General features: G+C 60.7%; 17 protein-coding genes. All 17 read right to left on the bottom strand.

The window, feature by feature from the left end; all coding sequences use genetic code 11:
• Window positions 1-50: 50 nt before the first annotated feature.
• A complete protein-coding gene (locus ACOYR4_RS04805) occupies window positions 51-293 on the bottom strand; it encodes a BolA family protein (RefSeq protein WP_060986008.1) in 243 nt (80 codons plus the stop codon).
• Window position 294: 1 nt separating this feature from the next.
• Window positions 295-1050: an ABC transporter permease gene (locus ACOYR4_RS04800; protein WP_056060224.1), complete on the bottom strand. Its 756-nt coding sequence runs from the start codon at window positions 1048-1050 to the stop codon at window positions 295-297.
• Window positions 1047-2072 carry an ABC transporter ATP-binding protein gene (locus ACOYR4_RS04795; protein WP_422848816.1) on the bottom strand — a complete coding sequence of 342 codons (1026 nt, stop codon included), beginning with the start codon at window positions 2070-2072 and terminating at the stop codon, window positions 1047-1049. The genes ACOYR4_RS04800 and ACOYR4_RS04795 overlap by 4 nt, the downstream gene beginning before the upstream one ends.
• 135 nt (window positions 2073-2207) lie before the next feature.
• Window positions 2208-2480 (bottom strand): STAS domain-containing protein, encoded by a 273-nt coding sequence (locus ACOYR4_RS04790; RefSeq protein ID WP_309826443.1) that lies wholly within the window; start codon window positions 2478-2480, stop codon window positions 2208-2210.
• Window positions 2481-2493: 13 nt separating this feature from the next.
• Complete coding sequence (locus ACOYR4_RS04785; RefSeq protein WP_295937785.1) at window positions 2494-3141, bottom strand: MlaC/ttg2D family ABC transporter substrate-binding protein; 648 nt, start codon at window positions 3139-3141, stop codon at window positions 2494-2496.
• A gap of 149 nt (window positions 3142-3290) precedes the next feature.
• Window positions 3291-4088, bottom strand: coding sequence for an MlaA family lipoprotein (locus ACOYR4_RS04780; RefSeq protein WP_015012672.1), 798 nt, complete (start codon window positions 4086-4088; stop codon window positions 3291-3293).
• The gene (gene mlaD / locus ACOYR4_RS04775) at window positions 4085-4573 is read right to left on the bottom strand and encodes an outer membrane lipid asymmetry maintenance protein MlaD (RefSeq protein ID WP_015012671.1); all 489 of its coding nucleotides are present in this window, start codon (window positions 4571-4573) and stop codon (window positions 4085-4087) included. Before mlaD ends, ACOYR4_RS04780 begins: the two co-directional genes overlap by 4 nt.
• A 35-nt stretch (window positions 4574-4608) precedes the next feature.
• Window positions 4609-5391: a lipid asymmetry maintenance ABC transporter permease subunit MlaE gene (gene mlaE, locus ACOYR4_RS04770; RefSeq protein ID WP_060986013.1), complete on the bottom strand. Its 783-nt coding sequence runs from the start codon at window positions 5389-5391 to the stop codon at window positions 4609-4611.
• Window positions 5388-6206: an ABC transporter ATP-binding protein gene (locus ACOYR4_RS04765; protein WP_209817662.1), complete on the bottom strand. Its 819-nt coding sequence runs from the start codon at window positions 6204-6206 to the stop codon at window positions 5388-5390. Before ACOYR4_RS04765 ends, mlaE begins: the two co-directional genes overlap by 4 nt.
• Before the next feature lie 298 nt (window positions 6207-6504).
• On the bottom strand, window positions 6505-7983 hold the full coding sequence (locus tag ACOYR4_RS04760; protein ID WP_422848815.1) for a glutamate synthase subunit beta: 1479 nt from the start codon (window positions 7981-7983) through the stop codon (window positions 6505-6507).
• 48 nt (window positions 7984-8031) lie between these two features.
• Window positions 8032-12765, bottom strand: a complete 4734-nt coding sequence (locus ACOYR4_RS04755) for a glutamate synthase-related protein (protein ID WP_422848814.1) — start codon at window positions 12763-12765, stop codon at window positions 8032-8034.
• 170 nt (window positions 12766-12935) lie between these two features.
• Window positions 12936-13643 (bottom strand): transposase, encoded by a 708-nt coding sequence (locus ACOYR4_RS04750; RefSeq protein WP_422848813.1) that lies wholly within the window; start codon window positions 13641-13643, stop codon window positions 12936-12938.
• Between the two features lie 142 nt (window positions 13644-13785).
• A complete protein-coding gene (locus ACOYR4_RS04745) occupies window positions 13786-14721 on the bottom strand; it encodes a class I SAM-dependent methyltransferase (protein ID WP_422848812.1) in 936 nt (311 codons plus the stop codon).
• Window positions 14718-15380: a DUF1415 domain-containing protein gene (locus ACOYR4_RS04740; protein ID WP_422848811.1), complete on the bottom strand. Its 663-nt coding sequence runs from the start codon at window positions 15378-15380 to the stop codon at window positions 14718-14720. Before ACOYR4_RS04740 ends, ACOYR4_RS04745 begins: the two co-directional genes overlap by 4 nt.
• 274 nt (window positions 15381-15654) lie before the next feature.
• Window positions 15655-16827, bottom strand: coding sequence for a deoxyguanosinetriphosphate triphosphohydrolase (locus ACOYR4_RS04735; protein ID WP_422849623.1), 1173 nt, complete (start codon window positions 16825-16827; stop codon window positions 15655-15657).
• 70 nt (window positions 16828-16897) lie between these two features.
• Complete coding sequence (gene aroB / locus ACOYR4_RS04730) at window positions 16898-17989, bottom strand: 3-dehydroquinate synthase (protein WP_422848810.1); 1092 nt, start codon at window positions 17987-17989, stop codon at window positions 16898-16900.
• 82 nt (window positions 17990-18071) lie between these two features.
• Window positions 18072-19208 carry a hypothetical protein gene (locus ACOYR4_RS04725; protein WP_422848809.1) on the bottom strand — a complete coding sequence of 379 codons (1137 nt, stop codon included), beginning with the start codon at window positions 19206-19208 and terminating at the stop codon, window positions 18072-18074.
• Between the last annotated feature and the right edge of the window lie 15 nt (window positions 19209-19223).

Genomic DNA, 19223 nt, shown 5'->3' with positions numbered 1-19223 from the left:
AACATGCGCCAGCAGCTATCAAAAAGTGAGTTCTAGTGGCTGTGCAGGCGCTACTGCGCCTGGGCGGCCCATTCGGCCGGGGTGAATGTCTTCATCGACAGCGCATGCACCTCGTCGGTGTGCATTTTCGCGCCCAGCGTGGCGTACACGCGCTGGTGGCGCTGGATGGCGCGCTTGCCCTCGAACTCGGCCGAGACAATGGTCGCGTACCAGTGGCGGCCGTCGCCTTCGAGCGTGATGTGTTCGCAGGCAAGGCCAGCGGTGATGAGGTCTTTGAGTTGATCAGCGGTCATGTCAATTCCGAATTTTGTAGCCCGTGCGCAAGAGGTGCACGGCCAGCGCGCTCACGGCCAGCCAGGCGATGCCCACGATGCCCAGGCTGAGCCAGGGCGAGGTGTCGCTCTGGCCGAAGAAGCCGTAGCGAAAGCCGTCGATCATGTAGAAGAACGGGTTGAGGTGGCTCACGGCCTGCCAGAACGGAGGCAGCGACTGGATCGAATAGAACACGCCCGACAGGAAGGTCATCGGCACGATGATGAAGTTCTGGAACGCAGCCATCTGGTCGAACTTGTCGGCCCAGAGCCCCGCGATCAACCCCAGCGTGGCCAGCAGCGCCGCGCCCAGCAGCGCAAAGGCCAGAATCCACAGCGGCGCCGCAAACTCGGGCCGCGCAAACGCCAGCGTGACGATGAACACACCCAGGCCCACCACCAGCCCGCGCACGATGGACGAGCCCACGTACGCACAGAACCAAGCCCAGTGCGACAGCGGCGTGAGCAGCACAAACACCAGGCTGCCCATGATCTTGCTCTGGATGATGCTGGACGAGCTGTTGGCAAATGCGTTCTGCAGCACGCTCATCATCACCAGGCCCGGCACGAGGAACGCCGTGTAGCTGATGCGGTCGTAGACCTTGACGTGGTCTTCGAGCACGTGGCCAAAGATCAGCAGGTACAACACCGCCGTGAGCACGGGAGCTGCGACAGTCTGGAAGCTGACTTTCCAGAAGCGCAGAACCTCTTTGTAGAACAGGGTCTGCCAGCCGGTCATCGTTGTGCCCCCACGCTCGGCACTGCCGTGTCCTCGCTGCCCCCCAAGGGGGCCGCGCCTTGCTTGGGGCGGCCCGGCGCTGCGGCGGACGCGCCCCCCTCCAGCGGAATGTTCGACGCCGAAGTGCCGGACATCACCTGCAGGAACACATCCTCCAGATCGGGCCGGCGAATCTCCATGTCCTGCACCTCGACCCCGGCCACGCGCAAGGCAGCCAGGTGGCTTTCAATCTCGGCCGCGTCGTGGGCGGGCAACTGGACGATGCGACCGGTGACCCGCGCCACGGCAGCCAGCGCGAGCGGCAGGGCCGTGTCGGTCTTGAACTGCAGCACGCTGCCCGAGGCGGCCTTGAGCAGCTCGCTGGTGCGGTTGAGCGCCACCACCTGCCCGGCCTTGAGCATGGCGATGCGGCCGCACAGGGCCTCGGCTTCTTCCAGGTAGTGGGTGGTGAGCAGCACGGTGTGCCCTTCCTTGTTCAGGCGGGCGATAAAGTGCCACAGGGTCTGGCGCAGTTCCACATCCACGCCGGCCGTAGGCTCGTCGAGAACGATGATGGGCGGCTTGTGCACCAGGGCTTGTGCCACGAGCACGCGGCGCTTCATGCCGCCCGACAGCTGGCGCATGTTGGCGTTGGCCTTGTCGGCCAGGCCCAGGTTTTCGAGCAGCTCGTCGATCCACGCGTCGTCATTCTTCACGCCAAAGTAGCCCGACTGGATACGCAGCGCCTCGCGCACGTTGAAAAAGGGGTCGAACACCAGCTCTTGCGGCACGATGCCCAGCTTGCGGCGGGCGTCGGCGTACTGGGCCTGCACGTCGCTGCCCTGAACCAGCACGCGGCCGCTGGTGGCACGCGCCAGGCCGGCCAGGATGCTGATCAGGGTGGTTTTGCCGGCACCGTTGGGGCCGAGGAGCCCAAAGAACTCGCCCTCCTCAATGTCCAGGTTGACCTGGTTCAGTGCCTGAAAAGGGCCTTTGGGCGTGGCAAAGGTCTTGGAGATGGCTTGGAAGGAGACTGCGGGCATGAAGCCTTCGATTTTAAGGCCTCAGCCCTCTGCAGGCAGGGCGACCGCTTCAATGGCCCCTGTCGGGCGCTGTGGGCCCTCAGTTTCATGGCTTGGGTGGGCAAAGCCACCCGGGACCATGAAAGTTATTTCGTATCAAGGTGCGGCGACCAGCAGCGCATCCACCCCGTACAACCCCGCCATGCCCGCCAGACCAGTTGGCATGCCTTGCACGGCAAACTGCTTGCCCTCGGACAAGGCTTCGCGCCGGCATTCGAGCAGCACGGCGAGGGCCGAGGTATCGAACACCGTCAGCGCATGGGCATCCACCACCACCGTGCTGTCGCGGTGCACCCGCAGGCCCTGCTTGAGCATGTGCAGGCAGGCGGTGGCCTGACGGTGGGTGAGTTCGGGAGGCAGCACCAGCATGGCGAGGGGGCTGTCAGCCCTTGGCAGTGCCCGCATTGGTCTTGTTGCGGGCGGCCAGGGTGTCGATCAGGCCTTCAATGCCCTTGGCATTGATCTCCTGCGCGAACTGGCCACGGTAGGTTTCGACCAGCCAGACGCCCAGCACATTCAGGTTGTAGATCTTCCAGCCTGCACCATCGCCCGGGGTCTTTTCGAGGCGGTAGTCGAGCTGGATGGGGTCGCCGCGGCCCACGATTTCGGTGCGGACCAGCACGTCCTTGTCTTCGGCGGCTGCACGCAGGGGCTTGACCTGGATGGTCTGGTCATTGACCTGGGCCAGCGCCCCGGCATAGGTGCGCACCAGCAGGATCTTGAACTCGTCCTGCAGGCGCTTTTGCTGCTCGGGCGTGGCCTGGCGCCAGCCGGGGCCGACGGCGGCGGCCGTCATGCGGCGGAAGTTGACGTTGGGCATCACCGTTTTATCGACCAAGGCGATCACCTTGCTCAGGTCTCCGGCCTGGATGGCCTTGTCGGACTTCACCGTGTTGAGCACATCGGCGGACAGCCGCTTGATCAGCGCATCGGGTGCCTCATCGGCCGCCAAAGCGGACAGCGGCAGGCTGAACGCGGCACTGGCTGCAATGCAAAGGGCGGCACGGCCCAGGGAACGTCGATTCATCATCTTCTCGGCTTTCATCGGTGCGGGCTTGTGCCCGTCAAATCATTGTGGAGGTGCTGACCCACCAGCATGCGTCGCAGCGGTTGCGGGTTGCAAGCAAGTGCAACAGGGCCAGGCCCAGGGCGGAGCATGGTGCCCCGCCCGGCAGGCCATCAGCGGGGAGGCTCTTCCGGCAGTACGCCGTTGCTGGCGCCGCCGTCGTCCTTGCCGTCGGCATTCTGCGCCTCACCGGCATGGCTGCGCACTTGCAGGTACACGTCACGCGTAAAGCTGTACTTGTCCAGAGCAGCGCTGTCGAGCACCGAGCTGGCGCGCAGCAGGTTGGCCCGCGTGTCCACCACGCGCAGGGCATACAACGAGTTGCGGGCAGAGACCGGGTCCACGTAGCTCACCACATTGCCCTTCATGTCCACCGGCAGAGCGAACGTGTCGCGGATGGTGGAAGGCCCCAGGATGGGCAGCACCAGATACGGCCCCGTGCCCACGCCCCAGCGCCCCAGGGTCAGGCCAAAGTCCTGCTTGTAGCGGTCAATGCCCAGCTCGCTGGCGATGTCCAGCAAGCCACCCAGGCCCATGAAGGTGTTCACATTGACCCGCATGAAGCTGGACGCAGCGGCTTCGCCGCGCAGCTGCAGCACGTTGTTCACAAAGGACCAGACATCGCCCAGGTTTGCAAAGAAGTTGCTGACCCCGGTGCGCACGGGCGCGGGCGTGACCTCCTTATACGCCGTCGCCACGGGCTTGAGCACCATGGCATCGACCTGTTCATTGAAGTTGGTCATGCTGCGGTTGTAAGACTCCAGCGGGTCGCGGGGGTCAGGGTTGGCCACCGTGGCGCACCCGGTGAGCAGCACGCCCCCCAGCAGCAGCGCCAGGCCTGTCGCCAGGCGGGAAATCGACCACCTGTCACCAGCGATGCTGGCGCGGAATGTAAGAAGTGAATGCATCATTTTTTGCCACCTGTCCCTGCAGGTTTTGCGCCGTCTTCGGCTTTGCTGTAAAGAAATTGTCCGATAAGGTTCTCAAGCACCACTGCCGACTGGGTGGACGTGATTGTGTCGCCCGCTGCCAAGTTTTTTTCGTCGGCACCGGCCTCGATCCCGATGTACTGCTCGCCCAGCAGGCCGCTGGTCAGGATCTTGAGGGAGCTGTCCTTGGGGAACGCGTAGCGGTCTTCCATGGCCAGCGTGACGCGCGCCTGGAAGGTCTTGTCGTCAAAAGTGATGGACTCCACGCGCCCCACCACCACTCCGGCGCTGCGCACTGCTGCCTGGGGCTTGAGGCCACCGATGTTGTCGAACTTGGCAGTGATGCGGTAGCCCGAATGGAATTGCAGGCTCAGCAGATTGGCCGACTGCAGCGCCAGAAACACCAGTGCCACCGCGCCCAGCATCACGAAGAGCCCTACCCACAGATCGTTTTTGGAACGTTGCATACCTTTGATTCCTAGAACTGCCAGCACCGCCAGCGTCAGATACTGAACATCAGCGCAGTGAGCACGAAGTCCAGTGCCAGCACCGCCAAAGACGCCATGACCACGGTGCGCGTGGTGGCGCGCGACACCCCTTCGGGGGTGGGTTTGGCGGCGTAGCCCTGCAGCAGCGCCACAAAAGTTACCGTGAAGCCAAAGACCACACTTTTGAGCACGCCGTTGCCCAGGTCCTTCCAGACATCCACCCCGCCCTGCATCTGGCTCCAGAACGCGCCGGGGTCGATGCCGATCATGAGCACCCCGACGATCCAGCCGCCGATGATGCCCACCGCACTGAACACCGCCGCCAGCAGCGGCATGGTGATCACACCGGCCCAGAATCGTGGAGCCAGGATGCGCTGCACCGGGTCCACCGCCATCATCTCCATGGCGCTGAGCTGCTCACCCGCGCGCATCAGGCCGATTTCGGCCGTGAGCGATGTGCCAGCGCGTCCCGCAAACAACAGCGCCGTGACCACAGGCCCCAGCTCGCGCACCAGGCTCAAGGCCACCAGCAGGCCCAGCGCCTCGGACGAGCCGTAGCGCTGCAGCGTGTAGTAGCCCTGCAAGCCCAGCACAAACCCAACGAACAGGCCCGACACAGCGATGATGGCCAACGAATAGTTGCCCAGAAAATGCACTTGGTCGCGCACCAGCGCGGGCCGCAGAAACGTGGCACCCAGCAACCGCACCAGCCGCCCGAACAGCCGTGCGCCCATACCGATATCGGCGAGCTTGTGGCGCACCGCAAAACCAACGTCGGAGGGCTTGTACCAGCTCACAGCGCACGCCCTCCCACGGGTCCAAAATCCTCCGCCACGGCAGGGCCGGGGTAATGGAACGGCACAGGCCCTGCAGGCAGGGCATTCACAAACTGGTGCACCAGCGGATCACGGCTGGCAAGCACCTCTTCGGGCGTGCCTTGGGCTGCCACCACACCTTCGCCCAGGATGATCACGTGGTCCGCCAGGCGGAAGGTCTCTTCCAGGTCATGCGACACGACGATGCTGGTGAGCCCCATGGCGTCGTTGAGCTGGCGAATCAGCTGCGCCGCCGTGCCCAGTGAAATCGGGTCGAGGCCCGCAAAGGGCTCGTCGTACATGACCAGCTCCGGGTCCAGCACGATCGCACGGGCCAGCGCCACGCGGCGCGCCATGCCGCCCGAGATCTGGCTGGGCATTAGGTCACGGGCTCCACGCAGACCCACCGCGTGCAGCTTCATCAGCACGACATCGCGAATCAGGTCTTCGGACAAATCGGTGTGCTCACGCAGCGGAAACGCCACGTTCTCGAACACGCTGAGGTCGGTAAACAGCGCGCCGAACTGGAACAGCATGCCCATGCGCCGGCGCGCGGCATACAAAGCCTGCACGTCCATGCGCCCCACGTCCTGGCCGTTGACCAGCACCTGGCCGCTCTGGGCCTTGTGCTGCCCTCCGATCAAGCGCAGCACGGTGGTTTTGCCCCCCCCCGATGCCCCCATCAGCGCCGTGACCTTGCCGCGCGGAACCGCCAGCGTCACGTCGCGCAGGATCACGCGGTCACCGTACGAAAAGGTGACGTTGCGCAACTCGGCAAGAAAGGAGGACTCAGCCATGCAAGAAGGAGTGATCGGAATTCGGGCCTGCCAAAACACCACCCGCCCCCGAAAAACGGAGCGCAGATGGTAGCTGAAGACACAAACATACATTCACGTATGTTTGTAAAGAAAAGCACAACAGGCAGAGCCCCACCCCGTGGGACCGAGGCAAGCCCGGATTGACAGAACCCCTGATTGTGCCAACAAAGCCTCCAGAAGGCTGACGCCCGGTCATTGCCACAGCTTGAAGCCAAGCCCCACCAATACAAACGGCGCCCGAAGGCGCCGTGACCGTGAGGGCGCGCAATGCGCAGGATCAGCGTGGCAGGTCCGAGTAACCCATGAGGAACTCGTCCACGGCGCGCGCAGCCTGGCGGCCTTCGCGGATGGCCCAGACCACCAGAGACTGGCCGCGACGGATGTCGCCGGCCGCAAAGACCTTGGGCACGTTGGTGGCGTAGCCACCGTCAAAGTCGGTCGTGGCGCGGGCATTGCCGCGGGCGTCCTTCTCCACGCCAAACGCGTCCAGCACTGGGGCCACCGGGCTCACGAAGCCCATGGCCAGCAGCACCAGGTCGGCCTGGTAGTGCTTCTCGGTGCCGGGGATCTCGACCAGCTTGCCGTCCTTGAACTCGACCTGCACGGTGGTCAGGCCCTTGACCTTGCCCTTTTCGCCCGTGAACTCCTTGGTGGAGATCGCAAACTCACGCACGCAGCCTTCTTCGTGGCTGGAGCTGGTGCGCAGCTTCAGTGGCCAGTATGGCCAGGTCAGGGGGCGGTTTTCCACTTCGGGGGGCTGGGGCATCACCTCGAACTGGGTGACGCTGGCCGCACCATGGCGGTTGCTGGTGCCCACGCAGTCGCTGCCGGTGTCGCCGCCACCGATCACGATGACATGCTTACCCGTCGCCGTGATCTGGCCCTTGAGCTTGTCGCCCGCGTTGACCTTGTTCTGCTGGGGCAGGAACTCCATGGCGAAGTGAATGCCATCGAGCTCGCGGCCAGGCACGGGTAGATCGCGCGATTGCTCGGCGCCACCGGTCAGCAGCACGGCGTCGAACTCTTTGTTCAACTGCTCGGGCGTGATGGTTTCCTTGGCCCAGTTGGTGACCTTGGAGTCCTTGCCCAGACCGTCCTTGGCAGCGCCCACGAACACGCTGGTGCGGATGACTACGCCTTCGGCTTCGAGCTGCTTCACGCGGCGGTCAATGTGCGACTTCTCCATCTTGAAGTCGGGGATGCCGTAGCGCAGCAAGCCGCCCACGCGGTCGTTCTTTTCAAACAGCGTGACGCTGTGGCCTGCGCGGGCCAGTTGCTGGGCAGCGGCCAGGCCTGCGGGGCCAGAGCCCACCACGGCAACCTTCTTGCCCGTTTGGTGCTTGGCGGGACGGGGCTTCACCCAGCCCTCTTCCCAGGCGCGGTCGATGATCGCGTGCTCGATGGACTTGATGCCCACGGCGTCGTCGTTCACATTGAGCACGCAGGCTGCCTCGCAAGGCGCGGGGCAGATGCGGCCGGTGAACTCGGGGAAGTTGTTGGTGCTGTGCAGCACCTCGATCGCGCTCTTCCAGTCCGCGTGGTACACGAGGTCGTTGAAGTCCGGAATGATGTTGTTCACCGGGCAGCCGTTGTTGCAGAACGGCGTGCCGCAGTCCATGCAGCGCGCGCCTTGCACCTTGGCCTGGCTTTCGTCGAGGCCGATGACAAATTCCTTGTAGTGCTTCAGGCGCTCGGGCACGGGCTTGTAGCCCTCTTCGATGCGCTCGTATTCCATGAAGCCGGTAGTTTTTCCCATGACGATGTCCTTGTCTATGAATGCTGTGCGAAGGGGGATGGCGCCGCCTTACTTGGCGGGAGCCACTTCTTTTTTGGTAGCAGCTACCGCTGGTGTAGCGGACTCCTCCAGCACTTTTCGTTCATAAATTTCAGCCAACGCACGCTTGTACTCGGTCGGGAAGACCTTGACGAACTTGCTGCGCGAAGCGGCCCAGTTGTCCAGCAGCTCGCGGGCGCGCTTGCTGCCCGTCCAGCGGTTGTGGTCTTCCAACAGCTTCTTGAGCTGAGCCTCGTCCGTCTGGCCGTTGTGCCAGATCGAGCGGGGCACGGTGGCCTCCTGCTCAGTGGCGGGCAGGATGCGCTCCAGCGTCACCATCGACAGGTTGCAGCGCGTGTCGAACTGGCCATCTTCGTCATAGACGTAGGCCACGCCGCCGCTCATACCGGCCGCGAAGTTGCGGCCTGTCTTGCCGAGCACGACGACGGTACCGCCGGTCATGTACTCGCAGCCATGGTCGCCTGTGCCTTCAACAACAGCCGTGGCGCCCGACAGACGCACGGCAAAGCGCTCGCCCGCCACGCCACTGAAGAAGGCCTCACCGGTGGTGGCACCGTACATCACCGTGTTGCCCACGATGGTGTTGCGCACGGCCTCACCCCGGAAGTCGATGCTGGGGCGCACGATCACGCGGCCGCCCGACAGGCCCTTGCCGGTGTAGTCGTTGGCATCGCCAATCAGGTACAGCGTGATGCCGCGCGTCAGGAACGCACCGAACGACTGGCCGCCCGTACCTTCCAACTGGATGCGGATGGTGTCATCAGGCAAGCCCTCGGGGTGCACACGGGTGACCGCGCCGGACAGCATCGCGCCGACCGAACGGTTCACGTTGCGCGCCACCTCGATGAACTGCACGCGCTCGCCCTTTTCGATGGCGGGCTTGCTTCGCTCGATGAGCTTGCGGTCCAGCGTGTGCTCGATGTTGTGGTCCTGCACGTCCACGTGGAAGCGCGGCACGTCGGCAGGCACGTTGGGCTGAGCGAACAGGCGGCTGAAGTCCAGCCCGCGTGCCTTCCAGTGTTCCAGGCCCTGGCGCATGTCGAGCAGGTCGGTGCGGCCGATCAGGTCGTCGAACTTGCGGATGCCCAACTGGGCCATGATCTGGCGCACTTCTTCCGCGATGAAGAAGAAGTAGTTGACCACGTGCTCAGGCTTGCCCGAGAACTTCTTGCGCAGCTCGGGGTCTTGCGTGGCCACGCCCACGGGGCAAGTGTTCAGGTGGCACTTGCGCATCATGATGCAGCCCTCGACCACCAGCGGCGCGGTGGCGAAGCCAAATTCGTCCGCGCCCAGCAGCGCGCCGATGGCGACGTCACGGCCCGTCTTCATCTGGCCGTCGGCCTGCACGCGGATGCGGCCGCGCAGGCGGTTCAGCACCAGGGTCTGCTGGGTTTCAGCCAGGCCGATTTCCCACGGGCCGCCCGCGTGCTTGATTGACGACCAAGGCGATGCGCCCGTGCCGCCGTCATGGCCGGCGATCACGACGTGGTCGCTCTTGCACTTGGCCACGCCTGCGGCGATGGTGCCCACGCCCACTTCGGACACCAGCTTGACGCTGATACCGGCATGGGGTGCCACGTTCTTCAGGTCGTGGATCAGCTGGGCCAAGTCCTCGATGGAGTAGATGTCGTGGTGTGGTGGGGGCGAAATCAGGCCCACACCCGGCACGCTGTGGCGCAGCTTGCCGATGTAGTTGGAGACCTTGCCACCGGGCAGCTGACCACCTTCGCCGGGCTTGGCGCCCTGGGCCATCTTGATCTGGATCTGATCGGCCGACGAGAGGTATTCCGCCGTCACACCAAAGCGGCCGGAAGCCACTTGCTTGATACGGCTGCGCAGCGAGTCGCCGTCTTGCAAAGGCAGATCGACCTCGACGTTCTCGGCACCGATCACGCTCTTGAGGCTGTCGCCCTTCTTGATCGGGATGCCCTTGAGTTCGTTGCGGTAACGCGCGGCGTCCTCACCACCTTCACCCGTATTGCTCTTGCCGCCAATGCGGTTCATGGCCACGGCCAGCGTGGCGTGCGCCTCGGTGGAGATGGAGCCGAGCGACATGGCGCCCGTAGCGAAGCGCTTGACGATTTCCTTGGCGGGCTCGACCTCGTCGATCGAGATCGCCTTGGACGGGTCGATCTTGAACTCGAACAGGCCGCGCAGCGTCATGTGGCGCTTGCTCTGGTCGTTGATGATCTGGGCGTATTCCTTGTACGTGTTCCAGTTGTTGGCACGCGTGCTGTGCTGCAGCTTGGCAATGGCGTCAGGCGTCCACATGTGGTCTTCACCACGGGCGCGCCAGGCGTATTCGCCACCGGCATCCAGCATGGTTTCGAGCACGGGGTCATCACCAAATGCGGCCTTGTGCATGCGGATGGCTTCTTCAGCGATCTCGAACACGCCGATGCCTTCCACACGGCTGGCGGTGCCGGTGAAGTACTTGCTCACGGTCTCCGTGTTCAGGCCGATGGCCTCGAACAGCTGGGCGCCGCAGTAGCTCATGTAGGTGCTCACGCCCATCTTGGACATGATCTTGGACAGGCCCTTGCCAATCGCCTTGACGTAGTTGTAAATGGCCTTGTCGGCAGACAAGTCGCCACCCAGGTCCTTGTGCATCTCGGCCAGGGTTTCCATGGCCAGATAGGGGTGCACGGCCTCTGCACCGTAGCCTGCCAGCACGGCAAAGTGGTGCACTTCGCGCGCGGTGCCCGTCTCGACTACCAGGCCGGCGGTGGTGCGCAGCCCCGTCACCACCAGATGCTGGTGGATGGCCGACAGCGCCAGCAGCGCGGGGATGGCCACTTGCGTGGCGCTCACGGCGCGGTCGCTGATGATGAGGATGTTGGCACCGCCCTTGATGGCGTCCACCGCCTGCGCGCACAGCGAAGCGAGCTTGGCTTCCACGCCCTCACGGTCCCAGCTCAGGGGGTAAGTGATGTCGATGGTGACGCTCTTGAACTTGCCGTTGGTGTACTGCTCGATATTGCGCAGCTTGGCCATGTCGGCAAAGTCGAGCACGGGCTGGCTCACTTCGAGCCGCATCGGTGGGTTGACCTGGTTGATGTCCAGCAGGTTGGGCTTGGGGCCGATGAAGCTGTTGAGCGACATCACGATGGCCTCGCGGATCGGGTCGATCGGCGGGTTCGTCACCTGGGCGAACAGCTGCTTGAAATAGTTGTACAGCGGCTTGTTCTTGCCCGACAGCACGGCCAGCGGGCTGTCGTTGCCCATGGAGCCGATGCCTTCCTCGCCATTTTTGGCCATGGGCGCCATCAGGAACTTGATGTCTTCCTGGGTGTAGCCAAAGGCTTGCTGGCGGTCCAGCAGGGGCAGGTCAGCGGCCTGAGGCGCGGCAGCCTGGGCACCGGTTTCGATGCTGTCGAGCTTGATGCGAAGGTTTTCGATCCACTGCTTGTAGGGCTTGGTGTTGACGATGTTGGCTTTCAACTCGTCGTCGTCGATCATGCGGCCTTGTTCCAGGTCGATCAGGAACATCTTGCCGGGCTGCAGGCGCCACTTGCGCACGATCTTGTTCTCAGGCACGGGCAGCACGCCCGACTCGGACCCCATGATGACCAGGTCGTCGTCGGTGATGCAATAACGCGAAGGGCGCAGGCCATTGCGGTCCAGCGTGGCGCCGATCTGGCGGCCGTCGGTGAACACGATGGAGGCCGGACCGTCCCAGGGCTCCAACATGGCGGCGTGGTACTCATAGAAGGCGCGGCGGCGCTCGTCCATGGTGGTGTGCTGCTCCCAGGGCTCGGGGATCATCATCATCACGGCCTGGCTGATGGGGTAGCCGGCCATGGTCAGCAGTTCCAGGCAGTTGTCGAACGTGGCGGTGTCGGACTGGTCGGCAAAGCTGATCGGGTAGAGCTTTTGCAGGTCGGCCGCGAGCACAGGCGATGCCATCACGCCTTCGCGGGCCTTCATCCAGTTGTAGTTGCCCTTGACGGTGTTGATTTCACCGTTGTGCGCCACGTAGCGGTATGGGTGGGCCAGCGGCCACTCGGGGAAGGTGTTGGTGGAGAAACGCTGGTGCACCAGGCCGATGGCCGAGACGCAGCGCTCGTCCGACAGATCCTTGTAGTACACGCCCACCTGGTCGGCCAGCAGCAGGCCCTTGTACACCACCGTGCGGCTGGACATGGACGGAACGTAGTATTCCTTGCTGTGCTTGAGCTTGAGGGCCTGGATGTTGGCACTGGCCGTCTTGCGGATCACGTACAGCTTGCGCTCCAGCGCGTCCTGCACGATCACGTCGTTGCCACGGCCGATGAAGACCTGGCGCAGGATGGGCTCCTTCTTGCGCACGGTGGGGGACATGGGCATGTCCACATTCACCGGCACATCGCGCCAGCCCAGCAACACCTGGCCTTCGGCCTTGATGGCGCGCTCCATCTCCTGCTCGCAGGCCAAGCGGGAAGCGTGCTCCTTGGGCAGGAAGATCATGCCCACGCCGTATTCGCCAGCCGCCGGCAAGGTCACGCCTTGCTTGGCCATTTCTTCCCGGTACAGCGCGTCAGGGATCTGGATCAGGATGCCGGCGCCGTCGCCCATCAGCGGGTCGGCACCCACCGCACCACGGTGGTCGATGTTTTCCAGAATCTTCAGGGCCTGCGTCACGATGTCGTGGCGCTTGATGCCCTTGATGTGAGCCACAAAACCGAGGCCACAGGCGTCGTGTTCGTTACCCGATGAATACAAACCGTGTTGTTGCAGATGCTGGATCTCGGCAGCCGTGGTCATGGCGCACTCCTATATTTTTCGCAGGGGAGCCGAGATTAGTGCATTGCAGCATATGTTGGCAAGCAAATTAAATGGGGTCAGATTCTTATTTACAAAAACCCATGCGCCGCGGGACAATTATTGGGGACATATCAAAAATAATAGCAAATAAACCATATAGCACCTTCGCATCAACCTTCTTTAGCTATGTTTTTGATACTTCGTGGCCTGCCAGGCGCCCCCCGGGTGACACGGCGCGGCGTTTGCTGCTGAAGCCCTTCCAGGAACTCCGCATCACCCAAGGCCCACCCGCTGAGTGCCGAATCGGTCAGCGACGTTTGCATCGCCGCCCCTAAACCAGCCTGAACCAGCGCTGCGTACGCCGCCTCCCTAGCAAACGGGGTGTTGCCCAAAGCCCAGTACAGCGCATGGGGTGCCAGCCACCGGTCGTTTCGCAAGCCCACCCAGTGCGCATGGCTGGACCAGGCGTAGTCCGCAGCTTGCTGCACCAACCCGGCCCGCACAGGGTTGAGATCCAGATACACCATGCATGCCAGCAAATACCGTTCCGGCTGCAATACGGTGGACCGGTACCGCCCCTCCCAGAGGGTGCCCGTACGGGCGTGTCGGCGATTGAAATACTGCACATACCGCCGGCCCACCGCCTGCATCATCCGGGGCAGGCCGTCTTGCGTCGCCGGAGTGACGAGCAAGTGGAAATGGTTGTCCATCAGCACATAGGCATGGACCGCCACGGTCTCTTTGGGTGCGCCGTCTTTCAACAGCGTCAGCAGTGCCTCAAAATCTTCAGCGCCGTGGAAGATGGGTTGGCGGTTGTTACCCCTCAGGATGACGTGGTGCAGATGACCTGGCAGGGTCAGGCGTGGCAGACGAGCCATGGTTTTGAGTCAGAAATAGGATGCCTGCGATCATAGACCTGTCCCTTATTTGAATGGGATGTGGCAACACACAGCATCCACACTTGCCCAAGGAAAGCACCCGCCTGCCGCAGAACCGGGCGGGCTCGCTGTGTGGGTGCTGTCAGAGGGAGGTCGGGTGGATTTCCAGGCCTGTCACCGCATCCACGCCAAAGCGTGCGCCCATGACTTTCTCCAAACCAAATTCCGCAAGGAGCGCCCGCAAGCGCTCGGCCGCACTGCGCTTTTTCTGGCCGGTGTAACGCGCAATGATGAGTTCGTTTTTCATGCTGTGCTCCCAGCCCACCAGCTCGGTCACGGTAACTTGGTAACCGCTCGCCTCCAGATACAGGCAGCGCAGCACATTGGTCACTTGGCTGCCCAGTTCGCGGGTGTGCAGCGGGTGGCGCCACAGCTCCGCAAGTGGGGTACGCGCCAACTGAAGGGCCTTACCCTGACGCAGGCAGGCCGCCATTTCGGCTTGGCAGCAAGGCACCAGAACCATGGCCTGGGCCTTCTTTTGCAGCCCAAATGCGATGGCGTCGTCGGTAGCGGTATCGCAGGCGTGCAAGGCCGTGACCACATCGATCTGGTCGGGCAACTCCCGGGCATCGGCGGATTCAGCCACGGACAGATTCAGGAACGACATACGCTCGAAATGAAGCCGTTGCGCGAGCGCGCGCGACTTCTCTACCAACTCCGCCCGTGTCTCCACCCCATAGATATGCCCGTGACCCAGCGCATTGAAATACAGGTCGTACAGGATGAAACCCAAATAGGATTTGCCCGCGCCGTGGTCCGCCAGCGTGGGCCCATTTCCCTGCACAGATAGCTCTGTCAGCAAGGGCTCGATGAAATTGAACAGGTGGTACACCTGCTTGAGCTTGCGGCGCGAGTCCTGATTGAGACGGCCATCCCGGGTAAGGATGTGCAGTTCTTTGAGCAGTTCTACCGATTGGCCTGGACGCAATTCCTGCAGCTCAGCACTCTCGCTCTTGGGTTTGCTCAGGTCGCGGACGGGCTTACCGGTCGTCACTGCAGATGTTTTCTTTTTACTCATACCCCAGGGCCTCGTGTTGGCGAAATGTCATCGGTAGCGACAGTGGCTACGATGCTCTTGCCGCCGTTGCCATGAGGGCCCACGTCCAGCGCCAGCCAACCGGCCATGCCCATCTCTTCCAGCACTTCCATGTTGCGCTCGAAGATGGTTTCCGCCTCGGGGAAGACTGAAACCGCTCGGTCAATACTGGCCTCGCGCAGCAAATGCAGCGTAGGGTAAGGAGCTCGGTTGGTGCAATTGGTCACGTCGTCCGCATCGGTGCCCGCGAACTGAAACTGCGGATGAAAGCTTGCGACCTGCAGCGTACCCTCCAACCCCATGTCGTGCACCACGTCCTCCACATCACCCAGAAAGTCATTGAAGTCCAAGAAGTCCTGCAAGGAATGCGGGACCACCACCAACGTAGTGTCTCTGACTTCAGCGGGTGTGTTTGCAAGCGCCTGGAGTTCTTCGCGCAGCACCGCCAGCACATCCTCCCCGGTCGTTGCCAACGTCACCGCATAGTGAATCTGCCTTTTGACATGCACCGACTTGGCAAAGGGACAGAGATTCAACCCAATGACGGCCCTCTCCAACCACCGGACGGTGTCCTGGACGTAGGTATCTGTAGATTCAGAATAGGGAAGCGCCTTTGCGGCGTTGGTGGCGGAGGATGTCATGGGCGCGCGCAAAAGCGCAAGGGTAGAGGTGGGATTTTATCGGTGTGAGTTATTAGCGGATCTCGCGATAGCGGCGGCCCACCGTAGAGCCCGATCGCTCCGTCGGGAGACGCTCAACCCGGATAAGACACGGCAGTAGTAACGAATGCACATGCACGCGCAAGGCATGGTCCAAGCGGCAGTGGCTACCGCAACCTGAATATTGCGCAACGCCAGCGACGAGCGGCATTCAAACCAACTGCAACTCACCCCTTACTACGATCCTGACCGGGTGCTATTCCTGCAACAAGCGACGCCCTGTAAGGCGCTCATGTTCCCGTACCGCAAAGCGATCCGTCATTCCGGCAATAAAGTCGGCCACCACCCGAGCTCGCCCGTACCTGTCGCCCTCTAAGGCCCGCGCGGTAAAGGCAGCTTTCATTTCTTCAGGCCGCGCCATGTATGCATCGAACAAGTCACGCACGATTTCTTGGGCATGACCAGTAGTCTCCATCACCCTGGGATGCCGGTAGAGATGCTTGAAGAGGAATCGCTTGAGTGTAGTGGAGCGTTCACGCATCTCGCCACCAAAGCTCACAAGAACCGGGAGCCTCCGCACCTCATTGGGATGAGCCGGCGCATGCTCTTGCAGCGCGGCTTTTGTGGTGTCAATGACGTCGTACACCTGCGCGCTGAGCATCCGCCGGATGGCCTCATACAACAAGCGACGTTGCATTGATGGCGCGCTGAGGTCAGGATGTTCCCTCTGGGCTGACCAACGGTATGCGTCAAACAAAGGTACTTCTTGCAACTGCGCCAAGGTAATCAACCCGGAGCGCACACCATCATCAACATCGTGCGCGTTGTACGCAATCTCGTCTGCCAGATTGCACAACTGCGCCTCCAAGCTTGGCCGCTCATTGCGCAAAAAGCGCGCACCGACTCCGTTGGGCTCCACGGCCTCCAACTGCAAAGCATGAGTACGTGAGCAGTGTTTGAGAATCCCCTCCCGGGTCTCGAACGTGAGGTTGAGTCCGTCGTAAATTGGGTAACGCTCTTCCAGCTGGTCCACTACCCGCAAACTCTGCAAGTTGTGCTCAAAGCCCCCGAAGTCAGCCATGCAGCCATTCAAGGCGTCTTGACCCGCATGCCCAAACGGGGTGTGCCCCAAATCATGGGCCAGAGAGATAGCCTCTACCAAGTCTTCGTTGATCTGCAACGAACGCGCAATAGACCGCCCGAGTTGCGCGACCTCCAAAGAATGGGTCAACCGTGTCCGAAACAGATCCCCCTCGTGGTTCAGGAAGACTTGCGTCTTATAGACAAGCCGGCGAAATGCTGTGGAATGGACGATTCGATCGCGGTCGCGCTGGTATTCGGTCCGGGTCGGTGCTGAAGGCTCCAAATAACGCCGCCCACGGCTTTGTGTCGGATCAGATGCGCCAAGTAACAAATTTGCACGCCCAATCACCCTTGCCGCCTTTCACCGCACAACATACAAGATCTGTCGAAATAGTTATCTAGCCATTTACTAATATTCATTCACAGCAGGCATCAATGACTTCGCGAACCAGGGAATCTGGTGCGGTTCGCACTACAGCCTTTCCGGGGCCATCAATCAAGACAAAACGTATTTCACCCGCCTCGGCCTTTTTATCAATCCGCATCAATTCTAAATAGCGGCCAGCGTTGTCGCCAACATCTATTACAGGTCCTTTTGCAGGCAAACCGGCACGCTGAATCAATGTGATTAGTCGCTGTACAAATTCGGAATCTATCAGCCCCAACCGTCGGGAGAGTTCTGCAGCCATCACCATGCCGGCCGAAACTCCCTCTCCATGGAGCCACACACCATAACCCATTCCAGCTTCAATAGCATGACCAAAAGTATGACCGAAATTCAATATCGCGCGTAGGCCTGACTCCTTTTCGTCTTGGCCTACCACCCAAGCTTTGATTTCACAGCTACGCTGCACCACATGGGCTAATGCCGCCGTCTCTTTGGCCAAAACAGCGTTCAAGTTTTGCTCCAGCCATTCCATGAAAGCGACATCGGCAATGGGACCATACTTAATCACCTCAGCCAAACCCGCGCGCAGTTCGCGATCAGGCAAGGTACTCAATGTGTTTAAGTCACAAACAACCAGTTGGGGCTGATAAAAAGCCCCGATCATGTTTTTTCCGAGCGGGTGATTAATTGCAGTCTTCCCCCCCACTGAAGAATCAACTTGAGCGAGTAATGTAGTAGGAAGTTGCACAAAAGGTATGCCGCGCATATATGTTGCAGCAGCAAACCCCGTTAAATCTCCAATCACCCCACCGCCAAGGGCAAACAACGTCGTCTTTCGATCACACTGCCAACCCAAAAGCGAATTGAATATACTATTTAGCGAATCCCAACTTTTATATTTTTCTCCATCCGGCAACTCGATAACATGCACACCCTCGAAGATGCGAGCAAGCAAACCTACAACTCGATTCAAATGCAAACCACCAACAGTAGTATTTGTGACAATCACAGCCACTCGATATTTATAAGAAACACCTTCAAGGTGTTGAATCAAATCTATATTCCGATCAATCAGTATTCGATAAGCCCTATCACCCAGATCAATATTAACAATATTCATAATCAATCACCCATCTCAAATTACAGCTCAAAAATAAAAAAGGCCAACTCGAGATTGGCCTTTTTTTCAGATTGCAGAAACCTTATGGGCAAGCCACAGCACCGCCGTCTTTGATAGTAACTGATACAGTTTGTTTGACAAGTTTTGAGTCATAAACATCAATCGGAATCACCTTATCGGCAGTCACACACCTAGGACCTGTGGCGGAATCCGGCAGAGTCGCGGTAAGCGCGTTCGCAGTAATAGATAGCGCGGTAAAAAATGCTTTATCAGCTGGACTTACCAGAGGCGTATATGGAGGCGTCCCACCTGCGATCAAATAAGTAAGCGTAGTGGATGTCAAGCTCTTTTCGTCTACAGTTTGGTTGGCCGGCGAAACTTGCAAAACGCTGGTATTTACAGTAACGGAGACAACAACGGAGGTTCCAGCGGCGTCTGTTATCTTGATGTCTGCAGAGCCCTGGGCAACCAGTGAGACCGACACCGAAGAGCCTGAAACCGATGCGGTAGCTACAGCGGTGTTAGTTGAGCTTACGGTGTACGGCCCCACTCCGCCATTGATCGTTATAGTATTGCTGGTAGCGGCTGGACCAGTAATAGAAGCAGGCGACACGCTCATTGTGCTCACCTGAACTGTAGCTGTGATGGTCAATGTAGCGCCGGCGGCATCAGTAACCAAAATAGTCGCATTCCCTGCTTTCGGAAGACCTGATAGTGTCACAGTGGATCCCGAAATAGATGCACTCACAATACTTGTGTCAGAACTGTTCACAGAATAAGGCGCAGCCCCGCCTCTAACGTTAAATTGCAACGATTGATTTGGACGCAATGTAATTGATGTGCCTGCGCTACTTACCAGGGGGACAGCCTTAGCCGTCACAGTAATTTTCACTTGCTGAACAGGCAAACTTTCATCATATACCGTTAAGGTTGATGTGCCGTCACTATTCCCCGCAATAAACAATATGCCATCTGCCGACAACGTTGCACTTACGGATGCATCGGAACTAATCACTCCGTAGGGAGCTTTACCCCCGCGGACTTCAATGCCCGTAGAACCTGCAGCGCCGACGGGCAAACTAACGGTATCTACAGGGGGGTAGACTCGTAACGTTGCAGATGGACCGTTGGGGGTTCCACCGCCCCCACCGCCACCGCCGCATGCAACCACCATAACACTCGTCACAACAACAAGTATAGATTTGATAATATTTTTCATAATCAATTATAAAGG

Source organism: Acidovorax sp. M14 (assembly GCF_049331375.1).
In the GTDB taxonomy this organism is placed as follows: Bacteria; Pseudomonadota; Gammaproteobacteria; order Burkholderiales; family Burkholderiaceae_C; genus Acidovorax.
This window is presented reverse-complemented; position numbering and strand designations above follow the sequence as displayed.